Source organism: Mycobacterium sp. ACS4331, from assembly GCF_001667265.1.
Taxonomy (GTDB): domain Bacteria; phylum Actinomycetota; class Actinomycetes; order Mycobacteriales; family Mycobacteriaceae; genus Mycobacterium.
In genome coordinates this window covers 76,003-91,017 of the sequence record NZ_LZHW01000048.1, presented here as the reverse complement: position 1 = coordinate 91,017, position 15,015 = coordinate 76,003, and the positions used below count along the sequence as shown (strand labels likewise).

The following is a 15,015-nucleotide window of genomic DNA, read 5'->3' as shown; positions in this document are numbered from 1 at the left end:
CGGCGCACGCGAAGCGATACACCGTTATCAACCCGGGTCGGGGTGAACGGAAAACTCATGTTCAGAAAGTTCGTCCTCGCCCTGGCGGTCGCCCTGACCGCCGGGTTCCTCACCGTGGCCACTCCGCCGTCGGCGTCGGCCGACACCGTCGAAGTGCTCGAGGTCCCGTCGGCCGCCATGGGCCGCAACATCCGAGTCCAGTTCCAGGGCGGGGGTCCGCACGCGGTGTATCTGCTCGACGGCCTGCGCGCGCAGGACGACCGCAGCGGATGGGACATCAACACCGGCGCGTTCTCGTGGTTCAACGGATCGGGACTTTCGGTGGTGATGCCCGTCGGCGGTATGTCCAGCTTCTACACCGACTGGTACCGACCCGCCGTCGGCAACGGCACCACGCAGACCTACAAGTGGGAGACCTTCCTGACCTCGGAACTGCCCGCGTGGCTGTCCGCCAACCGCGGCATCAACCCCAACGGCAATGCCGTGGTGGGCCTTTCGATGTCCGGAAGCGCGGCGTTGATCCTGGCCGCCTACCACCCGGGACAGTTCATCTACGCCGCATCGCTGTCGGGATTCCTGAATCTGTCCGACCGGTTCTGGCCCATCCTGGTCAGCGTGGCCATGGCCGACGCCGGCGGGTTCAACGCCCTCGACATGTGGGGGCCCTATGGCGGCGCGTCGTGGAAGCGCAACGACCCCATGCTGCAGATCGGCCGACTCGTCGGCAACAACACCCGCATCTGGGTGTACTGCGGCAACGGCAACCCCTCCGATCTGGACGCCGGACTGGGCAACGCCCAGATCCCCGCGCAGTTCCTCGAGGGCGTCACCATCCGCACCAACAAGGAGTTCGCCGCGGCCTATCAGGCGGCGGGCGGCACCAACGGAGTGTTCAACTTCCCCGCCAACGGAACTCACAGCTGGGGGTACTGGGGCGGACAACTCCAAGCGATGCTGCCGGACCTGCAGCGCGTCTTGGGGGCGACGCCGGCGGCGTGAGTCCGCTGAACCGCGGGTGGCCACAAGTCGAACAGTGACCACCCGGCGGTTCGGCGCACACCCGGCTCAATATGCTGCCGAGGGCATGCCGTCGCCCGAAGGAGTTGCCGATGAGCCCCACCGACACCACCGAGCCCGCAGTCAGCATCCGAGCGGCCATTGCCCTGCGCACCACCGAGGCCGTGCAGCTGTGGCTTGAGGTCATCGACGATCCAGCGCAGCGGGAACGGGAACTCAACTCGCTTTCCAGAGCCGATCTGAAAGCCCTCGGCGAACTCCTGGACACCGACACTGGCATCGATCTGCTGGAAAGCCTCAGCCAAGACTCCGGGGCGACACTTCTGCGGGTGCTGCCGACACCGCGCGCGACCGGATATCTCGACCTCCTCGACTCCGACCACGCCGCCGACCTGCTGCGTGAAGTCGACGCCGGCACCCGCGAGGAATGGCTCACGGCGATGCCGCATGAACGCTCGCAGGTGCTCCGTGGCCTGCTGTCCTGGCCGCAGGACTGCGTCGCGGCGCACATGGTGCCCGAGACGCTGACGGTGCACCCGGACATGACCGCGGCCGAGGCCGTCGAGGCGATCCGCCGCCACGCCTCGCGGTTGCGCAGCGACTCCCGCTCCGGGGCCTACGTCTACGTCACCGACGCCGACGCCCGCCTGCTCGGCGTGGTGCCGTTCCGGAATCTCGTACTGGCCGAGGCCAATCAGGCCGTGGCCGACATGATGAAGCGCGACATCGTCACGGTGTCGCCGCTCACCGATCAGGAGGACGCGGCAACTCTGCTGGCCGACCACCGCCTGGTGGCCCTGCCGGTGGTGGACGCCGACGACAGGCTGCTCGGTGTGCTGACCGAAGACGACGCGGCCGGAATCGCCGAGGAGGAGGCCACCGAAGACGCCGAGAAACAGGGCGGGTCCGCACCTTTGGAGGTGCCCTACCTCAAGGCCTCACCATGGTTGTTGTGGCGCAAGCGGATCGTCTGGCTGCTGGTCCTGTTCATCGCGGAGGCCTACACCGGGACGGTGCTGCGTCACTTCGAGGAGGAGATGGAAGCCGTTGTGGCGCTGGCGTTCTTCATCCCCCTGCTGATCGGCACCGGCGGCAACACCGGGACTCAGATCACCACCACGTTGGTGCGTGCGATGGCCACCGGAGACGTGCGCCTGCGCGATCTCCCCCAGATCCTGAGCAAGGAGATGACGACCGGATCCATGATCGCCTTGGCGATGGCCGCCGCCGCCACGATCCGGGCCTGGACCCTGGGCGTCGGCCCAGAGGTGACGGTGACGGTCGCGCTGACCGTCGCCGCGATCGTGCTCTGGGCGTCGTTGGTGTCCTCGATCCTGCCGATGGTGCTCAAGAAACTTCGGATCGACCCGGCCGTGGTGTCGGCGCCCATGATCGCCACGATCGTCGACGGCACCGGCCTGATGATCTACTTCTGGATCGCGCACCTGACCCTGCCGCAGTTGGCCGGCCTCTAGAGCTTGAAGCGACCCGCGAAACCACGCAACGGCACGTCGGCGCTCGTCAACAGTCCGGGCGGCGCGGCCACCACCGAGCGGATGGCGTTCAGGGCCGGCAGACCCGTGACGGTCATCCCGATCGAGGCGAAGCTGGTCGGATCCGACAGGTCCACACCGGGTTTGGGGAAGATCATGTGCTTGTTGTACACACACGGATCACCCTTGATCTGGGTGATGTAGCAGCCCTTGATGTTCCAGCTCGGATCGGTGTGCGGTGTCATCTGCCACTCCAGGTGGGTCTCGACGCGCGGCACGCCGTCGACCATGCCCTGGTACTTGATGTAGTTGCCGCCCAACGACCCCTTCGGCAGCTGATACCAGCCGAGGTCGACGTCCTTGGTGCACGCGCCCAGTTCGGCGCTGAACTTCACCTCGTCCAAAGTCAGGCCGAAGCAGTCGGCCATCATCAGCACGCTGTCGGCGAAGACGCGGGTGTACTTCTCCAGCTTTCCGGGGATCGCCGGATCATCGACCGGTTGGCCGTAACCGACCTCGATCCATGTGTCGCGCGAATGGTGACAGGACACGTCGACCGACTCGATGGTGGTGACGTTCTCGATCTCGGCGACGTCGGCCGAACACACCACGCCCAGAATCTGATTGACGCCGGGGTTCATTCCGGTGCCGTAGAACGTCGCACCGCCCTTGGCGCACGCCTCGGCCAGCAGTTCGGAGACCGGCCTGCCCGACGGATGCGGATGGTTGGTGTCGCGGTGCCACCCGGTGATCCAGTCGGCCGTCGTGACGATGTTGATGCCGGCTTCGAGCACCCGCACGTACAGGTCCTCGTCGGGAAACACGCCGTGGAAGGTCACCACATCCGGCTTGGCGGCGATGATCTCTTCGACGGTCCCGGTGGCTGTCACACCGATGGGCCCGATGCCGACCAGCTCACCGGCGTCACGCCCCACCTTGTCCGCCGAGTAGCAGTGCACACCAACCAGTTCCAGATCCGTACGGTGCTGCAGCCGCTTGATCATCTCGGAGCCGACGTTGCCGGTGGCCACCTGGAAGATGCGGATGGGTTCGGTCATGCTGGTCAGCCTCTCTGCTGTGCGGCGTAGACTTCGGCGGCGCTGCCCCCGATGCCGTCGGGATAGAACTGCTTGGCCCAGTTGCGGATTGCGGTGAACCCCTCGTACTCAGACGTGGAGAGCGCGGGCGGGTCGGAGTAGCGCTGATGCGCCCAGATCGCGATGTCCTGGCTGAACTGGCGGATCACCTCGAGGCCGAACTCCTCGGCCTTGGCCTGTGCCCGTTCGGGATTCCTGCTCGGCGTACGACCGATGTAGACCATGAACCGCACGTCCGAGGTGTACTCGTCGACCGGGGTGATCGCGGAGATCGTCCGGTTGTCGATCATTCCCCAACTCTTGGTGACCGCGATGCCCAGGCCGCCGTTGATGGCCTCCACACCGCTCTTGACGTCGTCGATGCTCTGCTGATCGTCGCCTTCGAAGGTGATGGTGAAATCGACATAGGAGACCGGTTCGGCGAAGTCGTGCCGCGTGAACACCGGCACGATCGGGGTGTTGTGGACGTACTTGAAATGCGCGAAGTCGACCCCATTTTCGAGCACATACTGCGGGTGCATCTCCAGGCCGCGTTCGAAGAGCCGCTGTTGTGGGTAGTAGTCGTCGGCACTGCTGCCGTCACCGAAGCTGGCGAACACATCGGGCGCGTCGAAGTACGGATCACGCCCGTGCACGTCGTGCCAGATGTAGATCGACTGATTGCGCTCGGCCACGGGATAGGTCTTGATGCGCCTACCGCGGTTGGGCCGGTCCTCGTACGGGATACAGACGTTGCGGCCCTGGGCATTCCACTGCCAACCGTGGAACGGGCACTGCAGCACCTCACCGACGACTTTGCCGCCGTGGCCGAGGTGCGCGCCGAGATGCTCACAGTAGGCGTTCATCACCGTGACCTGACCGGATTCCGCACGCCAGGCGATCATCTCCTGACCGAAATACGTCATCCGGTGGACGTCACCGATCGCGACCTCGTCGGACCAGGCGACCTGGAACCATCCCGTCGGCTTCATCGACAGTGGCGGTTTTGCCATGAAAGAGATGATAGGGGCCACTGTGAAACTTTCATAGAGGGGCCTGTGAAAATCCGCGACCACAACTACCATCGCATCCATGACCGTCGCGGGCACCGAAGGCAGGCGCAGCAACCGCCGCGGCCTGGCGACCCGGGAGAACATGCTCGACGCCGCGCTCCGGTCCCTGGCCTCCGGCGACCCGGGGGCCGTCTCGGCCAGTCGCATCGCCAAGGAGATCGGAGCGACCTGGGGGGCGGTGAAATACCAGTTCGGAGACGTCGACGGATTCTGGGCGGCCGTGCTGCACCATTCCGCGCAGCGCCGCGGCGACATCCCAGCCGCGGTCACGGCCGTCGGCGCACCGTTGCACACACGCGTGGCCGCCATCATCGACACGCTCTACGACGGCCTGACATCCAGCCACTCCCGCGCGATCGAGAACCTGCGTGCCGCACTGCCGAGTGACCGCGCCGAACTCGAACGCCTCTTCCCCCGCACGGCCGCCGAGCTGTCCTCCTGGGGCGACACGTGGCTGCTGGCCTGTCAGCACGCCTTCGCCGACCTCGACGTCGACCCGCGCCGGGTTCGTGAAGTGGCGTCGTTCATCCCGGGCGCCATGCGCGGCATCGTCTCGGAACGCCAGCTCGGCAGCTACTACGACCTCGACGAGGCCAAGCGGGGACTGACGAACGCGATCGTCGCCTATCTGGAGCAGACGCAACAACGCTGAAACTCCCACGACATCAGAATTCACCGCAACTGTCGGATTCTGGTCCGATGTCGGCACCGACCAGCAGTCAGAAACTGAGCCGCCAGCATCCCGTCGACGAGATGCTGCCGATTCCGAAACTCGCGACCTACGGCTTCCAACATGTCGTGGCGTTCTACGCCGGCGCGGTGCTGGTGCCGATCATCATCGCGGGCGCGGTGGGGTTGTCCGAGCAGGAACTGGTCATGCTCATCACGGCCGACCTGTTCACCTGCGGCATCGCCTCGATCATCCAGGCCGTCGGGTTCTGGAAGATCGGGGTGCGTCTGCCGCTGCTGCAGGGCGTCACCTTTGCGGGCGTCTCCCCCATCATCGCGATCGGGCTGGCCAACGGCGGCGGCGCGGCCAGCATGCTGTATGTCTACGGCGCGGTCATCGTCGCGGGAATCTTCACATTCCTGATCGCGCCGATCTTCATCAGACTGCTGAAGTACTTCCCACCGGTGGTGACGGGCACGCTGATCACGATCATCGGTCTGTGCCTGGTACCGGTGGGCGCGCTCGACGCCGTGACGAACCCACACACCCATGAGACCGACCCGACCAACATCCGCTGGTTTCTCTACGCGCTGGGCACCATCGCCATCATCGTGGCGATACAGCGCCTGTTCCGGGGCTTCCTGGCCACCATCGCGGTGCTGCTCGGTCTGGTGATCGGGTGCGTGATCGCATATGCGCTGGGCGACATGAACTTCGACAGGGTCGGTGAAGCCTCGATGTTCGGCTTCACACCCCCGTTCCTGTTCGGCCTGCCCAAGTTCGACTTCGTCGCATGCCTGACCATGATCATCGTCCTGATGATCACGGCCGTGGAGTCGACGGGGTCGACCATCGCGACGGGCGAGATCGTCGGCAAGCGCGTCAAGCCGTCCGACATCGGCAACGTGCTGCGCGCCGACGGCGTGGCCACCGCGATCGGCGGCGTCTTCAACTCCTTCCCCTACACCGCGTTCTCGGAGAACGTCGGCCTGGTCCGTCTGACCGGCGTCAAGAGTCGCTGGGTGGTGGCCGCAGCCGGAGTGATCATGATCCTGCTGGGCTTCCTGCCCAAGGTGGCCGCCGTCGTCGCCTCCATCCCGAACCCGGTGCTCGGCGGTGCGGCGTTGACACTGTTCGCCACGGTCGCCGTCGTCGGAATCCAGACGCTGGGCAAGGTCGACTTCACCGACCACCGCAACCTCATCATCGTCACCACCAGTCTTGCGCTGGCGTTGTGGGTGACGTCGTACCCCGACATCGCCAAGGCCATGCCCACGGGTCTGGACCTCATCTTCGGCAGCGGCATCAGCATCGGCGCGGTCAGCGCGATCCTGCTCAATGTCGTGTTCTTCCATACCGGTTCGCGCGGACCTCGCGTCGCCGGCGGGGGATCCATCACGCTCGACGAGGTCAACTCGATGACCAAGGAGCGCTTCTCGTCGATCTTCGGCCACGTCGTGCAGGACGTTCCGTGGGCCATCGAGCGGGCCTTCGAGCAGCGGCCCTTCGCCGACACCACGGCCCTGCGCGAAGCGTTCCAGGACGCGGTGCTCACCGGCTCCTCCGAGCAGCAGCACGAACTGCTCAGTGCCTTCCCGGACCTCGGCGCCGAGGACGAGACGGGCCAGGTGCTGGCCGTCGACCACGTCGCACTGTCCAACCTCGACGAGGACGACCACAATGACGTCGTGGAGTTGGCGACGGCGTATCGGGAGCACTTCGGTTTCCCGCTGATCATCTGCGCCCGCGAAACCGAACGCTTCGACCGAGTGCTGCGCAACGGATGGTCGCGGATGGACAACTCCCCGGCAACCGAGACGGCGTTCGCGTTGATCGAGGTCGCCAAGATCGCCAACCACCGGTTCACCGATCTGGTCGCCGACGCCAATCCGATCGCCGCGGCCCGCTTCAGCCGTTTCAGTGACTTGTCGTGAAAGCCGTTGGACTGCAGGAGTTCAACTCGGCATCCGAGCGTCAGCGGATGCACCTGCTGTTCCAGGTGTGCTCGTCGACCATCTGGGCACGCCGAGTCCTCGCGGGTGCCCCGTTCCGCGATGTCGACGCCCTGTACGACCGCGCCGAACGGGTGCTGGCCGAGCTCCCCGACGCAGAGATCGACGCCGCACTCGACGGACATCCCCGGATCGGCGCCAAGCCCGACAACCCGTCGTCGGCGCGGGAGCAGGCGCGCGTGGCCGATGCCGACGCCGACGTGAAGGCGGAGTTGGCGGCCAAGAACCGCGAGTACGAGGACCGGTTCGGCTACGTGTACCTGGTGTGCGCCAGCGGTCGTTCGGCCGAGGAACTGCTGGCGATCCTGTCCGACCGGTTGGGCAACGACCCCGACACCGAACGCCGGGTGATGCGCAGCGAGCTGGCCAAGATCAATCGGCTCAGGTTGGAGCGGTTGATGAGCGAGCCCACGGGACCAGCCTGATGATCAGCCCCGTGAGCGTGCACCTTTGTACGCGATGTGCGGCGTGTCGGCGTACAGACACGGGCGCTCGCGGAATAGGGAGGAGGGCATGAGCCTCTCCACCCATGTCCTGGATGCCAGCACGGGCCGCCCGGCCGCCGGTGTGGCCGTCTCGCTGTCGCACTCAGGCGCCGAACTGGCCGCGGGAGTCACCGACGACGACGGCCGCATCGGCGAGCTGGGCGGCGAACTGCGCGCGGGCATCTACCGCCTGCGGTTCGACACGGGCGCGTACTTCGCGGCGCAGCGCGTGACCGGTTTCTACCCCGAGGTGGTGATCACCTTCGAGATCACCGACTCCGCCGCCCATCATCACGTGCCCCTGCTGCTGTCGCCGTATTCGTACTCCACCTACCGAGGGAGCTGAATGAAGGCCGTGATCATCGGCGCCGGCATGGGAGGGATGAGCGCCGCAATCGCGTTGCGCCGGATCGGCGTCGACACCCACGTCTACGAGCGGGTCAGTGAGAACAGACCCGTCGGCGCGGCGATCTCGGTGTGGTCCAACGGCGTCCTGTGCCTCAACCACCTCGGCCTGGAACAGCAGACCGCCGAACTGGGCGGGATCGTCGACTCCATGAGTTACGTCGACGGCCACACCGGCGAGACCATGTGCCGGTTCTCGATGCAGCCACTGATCGACGAGGTCGGCCAGCGCCCCTATCCCATCGCGCGCGCCGAACTGCAGCAGATGCTCATGGACGCCTACGGTATGGACGCCATCAACTTCGGTATGAAGATGGTCCAGGTCGAGACCAGCGCCGACGGCGACCGCGCCGTCGCCGCCTTCGCCGACGGCACCACGGTGTCGGCCGACCTCATCATCGGTGCCGACGGCGCCAATTCGATCACCCGCGAGTACGTGCTGGGTGGCCCCGTCGAGCGACGCTACGCCGGCTACGTCAACTTCAACGGCCTGGTGGACGTCGATGAGGAGATCGGCCCGGCCAACGAGTGGACCACCTATGTGGGCGACGGCAAGCGCGCGTCGGTGATGCCGGTGGCCGTGGGCAGGTTCTACTTCTTCTTCGACGTCGTCGAACCACAGGGCCAGCCCTACGAACGAGGCAGTGCGCGTGAGGTGCTGCGCCACCACTTCGCCGGGTGGGCGCCCGGTGTGCAGAAGCTGATCGACAGTCTGGACCCGGCCACCACCAACCGGGTGGAGATCCTGGACCTCGACCCGTTCGAAACCTGGGTCAAGGGCCGGGTCGCGGTGTTGGGAGACGCCGCGCACAACACCACCCCGGACATCGGCCAGGGTGGGTGCTCGGCCATGGAGGACGCCGTGGCGCTGCAGTGGGCGTTCCAGGATCATCCCGACGACGTGCATGCCGCCCTGGCCGCGTATCAGGCCGCCCGCACCGAGCGCGCCGGCGACCTGGTGCTGCGCGCCAGGAAACGCTGCGACGTCACCCATGCCAAGGATCCGCAGGCCACCGCGCGGTGGTATGACGAACTGCGAAACGAGACGGGCGAGAACATCATCCGCGGAATCGTCGGCAACATCATGGGCGGACCGCTGACACCGATCAGCCCGCGCTGAGCCTCCCCGCCCGCCCGCAGTCCGGCTCCTTCGTCCTGCGGGCGGACCCGAGGGCAACTACCGTCGGGCCATGGACCTCAACTCCGTCGAGGCCGTGCGAACCCCCGCCCGCCGCGAGGACGTGTGGCCACTCGGTCCAGCCGACGCGATCCTGGCCGGCGGCACCTGGCTGTTCTCGGAGCCACAACCGGACGTGCGCCGGCTCGTCGACATCACCGGCCTGGGCTGGCCGTCGATCACCGTGACCGACAACGGAATCGAACTGGCCGCGACCTGCACGCTGGCCGAGGTGGCCCGGCTGTCGGCCACTCTGCCCGTACAGCGCCCCGACTGGGTGGCCGCGCCGCTGTTCCGGCAGTGCTGCACAGCACTGTTGGCGTCGTTCAAGATCTGGGGCACCGCGACCGTCGGCGGCAACATCTGCCTGTCGCTTCCGGCGGGGTCCATGATCTCGCTTACATCGGTCCTCGACGGCGCCGTCACGGTGTGGCGCGCCGACGGCTCCGACTACACCGTCGCGGTCACCGAGTTCGTCACGGGAGCGGCCAGCAACATCCTGGAGCCCGGCGACGTGCTGCGCGCCGTGCACCTGCCCGCCGCCGCGCTGCGGGCGCGCACCGCCTACCGCAAACTCGCCCCCTCACCGCTGGGCCGCTCGGCTGTGGTCGTCCTCGGTCGCCGCGACGCCGACGGCACAGCCTTCGTCCTGTCCGTCACGGCCGCCACCGTCCGGCCCCACGTCTTCGCCTTCCCCGCCACCCCGGACTCCGCGACGCTGCACGACGCCCTGTCCACGATCCCCGACGACGCCTGGACCCTCGACGCCCACGGGGATCCGGACTGGCGCCGCGCGATGACCTCGACGCTCGCCGAGCAGATCCGAGCCGAGTTGTCATGAGGTTCGAGCTCAACGGAGAGAGCCGAGACGACGAACCGCGGCCGGGTCAGTGCCTGCGGACTTTCCTGCGTGACCTCGGCCGGTTCGAGGTCAAGAAGGGCTGCGACGCCGGGGACTGCGGTGCCTGTTCGGTGCTGGTCGACGGGACCGCGGTGCATTCGTGTGTGTTTCCGGCGTTCCGGGCCGCAGGTGGGACGGTGACCACGGTCGCCGGCCTCGGCACGCCTGGGGACCTGCACCCGCTCCAGCGCCGGTTCGTCGAGGCGGGCGGGTTCCAGTGCGGATTCTGCACCGCCGGGATGATCACCACCGCCAGCACATTGTCCGACGAGCAGGCCGCGGACCTGCCGCAGCACTTGAAGGGAAACCTCTGCCGCTGCACCGGATATCGGGCGATCTTGGACGCGCTGTCGGGCACGGTGAACGTCGACAAGCCCAGCGGCCGAGACGCCGGCCGGTCGATCGGTGCCCCCGCCGGGGTGCGCGTGGTCACCGGGACCGAGGAGTACACCATGGACAGCGACCCACCGGGTCTGCTGCATATGGCCGTGTTGCCCAGCCCGATCGCCCACGCCCGGATCACCTCGATCGACACCACCGCCGCGTCGTCGATTCCCGGCGTGCGCCTGATCCTGACGCACCACGACGGCCCGGCAATCCCGTTCTCCACGGCACGCCACCAGTTCCGTGAGGATGACCCCGACGACACCGTGATCCTGGACCGCACCGTGCGTTTCGTCGGCCAACGGGTGGCTGCGGTGGTCGCCGACTCGCTCGCCGCCGCCGAGGCCGCCTGCCACGCCATCGTCGTCGACTTCGAACCGCTGCCCGCGGTGTTCGACCCCGACGAGGCGCGGACGCCGGGCGCACCGCTGGTGCACGGCGACAAGGGAACTGAGTCTCGCATCGCCGATCCGAGTCGCAACATCGTGGCCGAACTGCACGGTGAGGTCGGCGACGTCGCGGCCGCGGTGACGGCCGCCGAGGCCGACGGCGCGGTGGTGCGCGGGCGATGGCACACTCAACGGGTACAGCACGCGCATCTGGAGACGCACGGCTGCACGGGATGGCGAGATGGACTGGGCAGGCTGGTGATTCGGACCAGTTCGCAGGTGCCGTTCCTGGTGCGCGACGAGCTGTGCCACCTGTTCGACCTGGCTCCGGCCGAGGTCCACGTCTTCACCAGGAGACTGGGCGGCGGATTCGGTGCCAAGCAGGAGATGCTCGTCGAAGACCTGGTGGCGCTGGCTGTGCTGCGCCTCGGCGAACCCGTGCGCTACGAGTTCACCCGCAGTGACCAGTTCACGATCGCACCATGTCGGCACCCGTTCCGCGTCGACGTCACCGCGGCCGCCGACTCGGCCGGAACCCTGACCGCATTGGCCGTCGACGTGCTGATCGACGCCGGCGCCTACGGGAACCACAGTCCCGGGGTGATGTACCACGGGTGCGGCGAGTCGCTGTCGATCTACCGGTGTGCGAACAAGCGTGTGGACGCGCAGGCGGTGTACACCAACAACCTGCCGTCGGGCGCGTTCCGCGGTTACGGTCTCGGGCAGGTGATGTTCGCGGTCGAGTCGGCCCTCGACGAACTCGCCTCGACGCTGGCCATCGACCCCTTCGAGTTCCGCCGCCGCAACGTCGTGGTCCCAGGAGACCCGTTCGTCGACGCGCATGTACTCGACGACGACTTGACCTTCGGCAGTTACGGTTTGGACCAGTGCCTGGACCTCGCCGAGGCCGCCCTGCGACACGGCAACGGTGTCGCGGCCCCCGACGGTCCGCAGTGGCAGGTGGGCGAGGGGATGGCGGTGTCGATGATCGCGACCATTCCCCCGCGCGGTCATTTCGCCGACGCGTCGGTGTCCGTGGACCCCGACGGCTTCTACACCCTGCGGGTCGGCACCGCGGAGTTCGGCAACGGCACCACGACCGTGCACACCCAGTTGGCCGCCACCGAACTCAACACCGTCGCCGACCGCATCGAGGTGCACCAGTCCGACACCGACACCAACGGGTTCGACACCGGAGCGTTCGGTTCGGCGGGCACCGTGGTCGCCGGCCGCGCGGTGCTGCGGGCCTGCCGGGACCTGCGTACCGCCCTGACCGACGCCGCCGCGGAACTCACCGGCTCATCACCGGCGTCCTGCGTGCTGGGCCGCAACGGCGTGCAGTGCGGCGACCGTCTCGTCGACTTCGCGGCCCTGCCCGAGTTGACCGGCCACGGAAGCCACGACGGCACACCGCGTTCGGTGGCGTTCAACGTGCACGCCTTCCGGGTCGCGGTGAACACCGAAACCGGAGAGGTGCGGATCCTGCAGAGCGTTCAGGCCGCCGACGCCGGGGTGGTGCTCAACCCGCAGCAGTGCCGCGGTCAGATCGAAGGCGGTGTGGCCCAAGCGATCGGCTCAGCCCTCTACGAGCAGATGCTGATCGGCCCCGACGGCACCGTGCTCACGCAGACCCTGCGCAATTACCACATCCCGCAGCTGGCCGACGTGCCCGTCACCGAGGTGTACTTCGCCGACTCCCACGACGAACTCGGACCACTGGGGGCGAAGTCGATGAGCGAGGCACCGTACAACCCTGTGGCGCCGGCCCTGGCGAACGCGATCGCCCGGGCCTGCGGGTCGCGCGTTCGTGAACTGCCCATGACGCCTGCCCGCGTGTGGCGGGCGATGATCACTGGGTGACCGAACGCTCCAGCGCGGCAAGCGATTCGGTGAGGTAGCCCTCCCCGAAGGGCGGCATGCCTCCGATCTCGTCACGGAAGCTCTGCGGGGTGGCGCTCCAGTCGTAGGCCAGGGTGACCTCGGTGCCCGATCCGACCGGCCACAGGTCATAACGCCAACTCCAGCCGCCGGGTTGATGTTGGCCGGATTCATCGAGTGAACCGGTCAACCAACCGATGGCGCGGTCCGGCTCGAAGGCGTTGACCAGGTTGTGCGTCACGTAGTGCCCGCCCGCGGCGTCGAGGAACATGTTCATCTCGAACATCTGCCCGGCGCCGGTGATTGGCTTCGGATCCACCGCGTCGCGCACCCAGTCGCCGGGCTCGGTCTGGTGGTGCCGGGCCGGATCGGCGAGCAGGGCGAAGACCTGTGACGGTGGGGCCGCGATCGTGCGGGTGGCGACGAAGTGTTCGGGGCCGTAGGCGCGGGCGACGTCGGGGCTGTCCAGCCAGCCCGAATACGTCGGGCGTGACGGCCATCCGGCTGGTGAGTCCTGCCACTCCTCCTGGCGCCCCCACGGCAGGAGGTCGATCAGGGCGAAGGAATGGCTCAACTGCTCGGTGCCGCGACCGTTGGTGTGCCACGTGCGGTACACGGTGTCCCCGTCGCGCAGGAACACGTTGACCGCGAACCCCTCGCCGGGCGCGGCGTCGACGTCGGCACCGAACGAGCTGCCCGCCGCCGAGTACCACTCCATCTTGTTGCCCACCTTCTCGCGGTAGGCCAGCGCCTCCTCGATGGGCCCGTTGGTGACGATGACGAATCGGGCGTCGTAGTTGTCCAGGAACTCCAGCCTGGTGAACTGCGAGGTGAAACCGGTGCATCCGCCGCACTGCCACTCCGCGCCGTCGGTCCACATGTGGTTGTAGACGATCAGCTGGGACCTCCCGCGGAACACGTCGGCCAGGCTCACGGGCCCGTCCGCGCCGACCAGGGTGTACTCGGGCAGCTGCACCATCGGCAGTCTGCGCCGCTCGGCCGCGATCGCGTCGAGTTCCCGAGTGGCCGCCTTCTCGCGTTCGCGCAGCCTCGCCAACGCCTGTGACCAGGTGTTCTTGTCGACAATCGGCGGCAACGCAGTGGCGACCGGGGCTTCTGTGCTCATCGATGACTCCTCAACATGTCTGCGCGTGATTCTGCTCATACAGACACACGTGAGGGCCGAAAATCATCGCGAACCGTGGGCCAGGTAGATTCCCGTCAACAAAGGATGCCCTAACACCAGAAGGCAGGTCACCTGTGAGCGGTCAACTGCAAGACGCGGCCGGGTTGCGGATCCTGGTGGTCGGCGCCTCGTCCGGGATCGGCCACGCCGTCGCCACGAGCGCCGCCGAACGCGGCGCCAAGGTCGCGGTCGCGGCACGGCGGATGGACCTGTTGACCCAACTGGCGAAGTCGATCGACGGCACGGCCTTCGAACTCGACGTCGAGGACCTCAAAGCCATCGAGCGGGTGGTCGGCGAGGCGGCGGATGCTCTGGGCGGCCTGGACGCCGTGGTGTTCACCAGCACCGTGGTGCCCTTCGCCTACATCGAGGACACCGACGTCGCCACCTGGCTGCACGCCTTCGCGGTCAACACGATCGGCGCCAACAACGTGCTCCGCGCCGCGCTGCCGCACCTGGCGGAGAACGGCGTCGCGCTGATCACCTCCAGCCGCGATGTCGGCCGCCCCCGCGCGGGCGTCGCGGCCTACGACGCCAGCAAGGCCGCACTCGACGAGATCCTGCACTCGTGGCGCAGCGAGCATCCCGAACTGTCGGTCATCCGCGTGGGCATGGGCCCCACCGAGGACACCGAGATCCTCCGCGGTGCGGATCGTGACCTGCTGCAGGAGCTGTTCAAGTCGTGGGTCGAGCACGGTCAGCTGCCGGCCCAGATGTCAGCCCTGCGCGATGTCGCCGAAACCCTGGTGTCGCTCGTGACCACCGCGCACGCCAACCCGAGCGTGGTCCCGGAGATCGTCCAGTTGGCGCCCCGCATCCGGCCGCGCACGAAAGCTGCCGGCGACGAGCAGTGACCGCACCGTGTGGCG

Annotated in this window: 12 protein-coding genes and 2 pseudogenes; 10 read left to right on the top strand and 4 right to left on the bottom strand. The window is 67.4% G+C overall.

From position 1 onward, the window contains the following. Window positions 1–57: 57 nt before the first annotated feature. A complete protein-coding gene (locus tag A5727_RS11960; protein WP_068249228.1) occupies window positions 58–999 on the top strand; it encodes an esterase family protein in 942 nt (313 codons plus the stop codon). Between the two features lie 110 nt (window positions 1,000–1,109). After that, complete coding sequence (gene mgtE / locus A5727_RS11955; protein ID WP_068249226.1) at window positions 1,110–2,492, top strand: magnesium transporter; 1,383 nt, start codon at window positions 1,110–1,112, stop codon at window positions 2,490–2,492. Here mgtE and A5727_RS11950 read toward each other — a convergent pair. Together A5727_RS11950 and A5727_RS11945 are read right to left on the bottom strand one after the other, a co-directional pair. Next, entirely contained in the window at window positions 2,489–3,568 is a 1,080-nt protein-coding gene (locus A5727_RS11950) for an NAD(P)H-dependent amine dehydrogenase family protein (protein WP_068249224.1), read from the bottom strand. The two genes, mgtE and A5727_RS11950, sit on opposite strands and share 4 nt — an antisense overlap. A 5-nt stretch (window positions 3,569–3,573) precedes the next feature. Next, the gene (locus A5727_RS11945; RefSeq protein WP_068249222.1) at window positions 3,574–4,599 is read right to left on the bottom strand and encodes a Rieske 2Fe-2S domain-containing protein; all 1,026 of its coding nucleotides are present in this window, start codon (window positions 4,597–4,599) and stop codon (window positions 3,574–3,576) included. A 79-nt stretch (window positions 4,600–4,678) separates the two neighbouring features. Between A5727_RS11945 and A5727_RS11940 the strand changes: the two genes are divergently transcribed. The 7 genes from A5727_RS11940 (at window position 4,679) to A5727_RS11910 (ending at window position 12,942) form a co-directional block, all read left to right on the top strand. Beyond that, a complete protein-coding gene (locus tag A5727_RS11940; protein WP_068249219.1) occupies window positions 4,679–5,311 on the top strand; it encodes a TetR/AcrR family transcriptional regulator in 633 nt (210 codons plus the stop codon). A gap of 47 nt (window positions 5,312–5,358) precedes the next feature. After that, window positions 5,359–7,263 (top strand): solute carrier family 23 protein, encoded by a 1,905-nt coding sequence (locus tag A5727_RS11935; protein ID WP_068249217.1) that lies wholly within the window; start codon window positions 5,359–5,361, stop codon window positions 7,261–7,263. Further along, window positions 7,260–7,766: a 2-oxo-4-hydroxy-4-carboxy-5-ureidoimidazoline decarboxylase gene (uraD, locus tag A5727_RS11930; RefSeq protein WP_082949754.1), complete on the top strand. Its 507-nt coding sequence runs from the start codon at window positions 7,260–7,262 to the stop codon at window positions 7,764–7,766. The genes A5727_RS11935 and uraD overlap by 4 nt, the downstream gene beginning before the upstream one ends. 88 nt (window positions 7,767–7,854) lie before the next feature. Continuing rightward, window positions 7,855–8,172, top strand: a complete 318-nt coding sequence (gene uraH / locus A5727_RS11925; protein WP_068249213.1) for a hydroxyisourate hydrolase — start codon at window positions 7,855–7,857, stop codon at window positions 8,170–8,172. Beyond that, window positions 8,173–9,351 carry an FAD-dependent urate hydroxylase HpxO gene (hpxO, locus tag A5727_RS11920; protein WP_068249211.1) on the top strand — a complete coding sequence of 393 codons (1,179 nt, stop codon included), beginning with the start codon at window positions 8,173–8,175 and terminating at the stop codon, window positions 9,349–9,351. It abuts the gene before it with no gap. A 70-nt stretch (window positions 9,352–9,421) separates the two neighbouring features. After that, window positions 9,422–10,249, top strand: coding sequence for an FAD binding domain-containing protein (locus A5727_RS11915; protein ID WP_068249206.1), 828 nt, complete (start codon window positions 9,422–9,424; stop codon window positions 10,247–10,249). After that, on the top strand, window positions 10,246–12,942 hold the full coding sequence (locus tag A5727_RS11910; protein ID WP_068249205.1) for a molybdopterin-dependent oxidoreductase: 2,697 nt from the start codon (window positions 10,246–10,248) through the stop codon (window positions 12,940–12,942). The genes A5727_RS11915 and A5727_RS11910 overlap by 4 nt, the downstream gene beginning before the upstream one ends. Here the strand turns inward: A5727_RS11910 and A5727_RS28130 are convergent. Then, window positions 12,932–13,378 (bottom strand): annotated as a pseudogene (locus A5727_RS28130) (SRPBCC family protein); the annotation flags it as partial. The gene A5727_RS11910 and the pseudogene A5727_RS28130 sit on opposite strands and share 11 nt — an antisense overlap. Window positions 13,379–13,396: 18 nt before the next feature. Beyond that, window positions 13,397–14,086, bottom strand: a pseudogene (locus A5727_RS28125) (DUF899 domain-containing protein); the annotation flags it as partial. A 134-nt stretch (window positions 14,087–14,220) separates the two neighbouring features. On the opposite strand from A5727_RS28125, the gene A5727_RS11900 reads away from it, so the two are divergent. Next, window positions 14,221–15,000, top strand: a complete 780-nt coding sequence (locus A5727_RS11900; RefSeq protein ID WP_068249203.1) for an SDR family oxidoreductase — start codon at window positions 14,221–14,223, stop codon at window positions 14,998–15,000. Window positions 15,001–15,015: the final 15 nt, after the last annotated feature.

Coding starts and splice junctions, on each gene's coding strand:
- A5727_RS11960 (WP_068249228.1), top strand. CDS start 58: ATGTTCAGAAAGTTCGTCCTCGCCCTGGCGGTCGCCCTGACCGCCGGG.
- mgtE (WP_068249226.1), top strand. CDS start 1,110: ATGAGCCCCACCGACACCACCGAGCCCGCAGTCAGCATCCGAGCGGCC.
- A5727_RS11950 (WP_068249224.1), bottom strand. CDS start 3,568: ATGACCGAACCCATCCGCATCTTCCAGGTGGCCACCGGCAACGTCGGC.
- A5727_RS11945 (WP_068249222.1), bottom strand. CDS start 4,599: ATGGCAAAACCGCCACTGTCGATGAAGCCGACGGGATGGTTCCAGGTC.
- A5727_RS11940 (WP_068249219.1), top strand. CDS start 4,679: ATGACCGTCGCGGGCACCGAAGGCAGGCGCAGCAACCGCCGCGGCCTG.
- A5727_RS11935 (WP_068249217.1), top strand. CDS start 5,359: ATGTCGGCACCGACCAGCAGTCAGAAACTGAGCCGCCAGCATCCCGTC.
- uraH (WP_068249213.1), top strand. CDS start 7,855: ATGAGCCTCTCCACCCATGTCCTGGATGCCAGCACGGGCCGCCCGGCC.
- hpxO (WP_068249211.1), top strand. CDS start 8,173: ATGAAGGCCGTGATCATCGGCGCCGGCATGGGAGGGATGAGCGCCGCA.
- A5727_RS11915 (WP_068249206.1), top strand. CDS start 9,422: ATGGACCTCAACTCCGTCGAGGCCGTGCGAACCCCCGCCCGCCGCGAG.
- A5727_RS11910 (WP_068249205.1), top strand. CDS start 10,246: ATGAGGTTCGAGCTCAACGGAGAGAGCCGAGACGACGAACCGCGGCCG.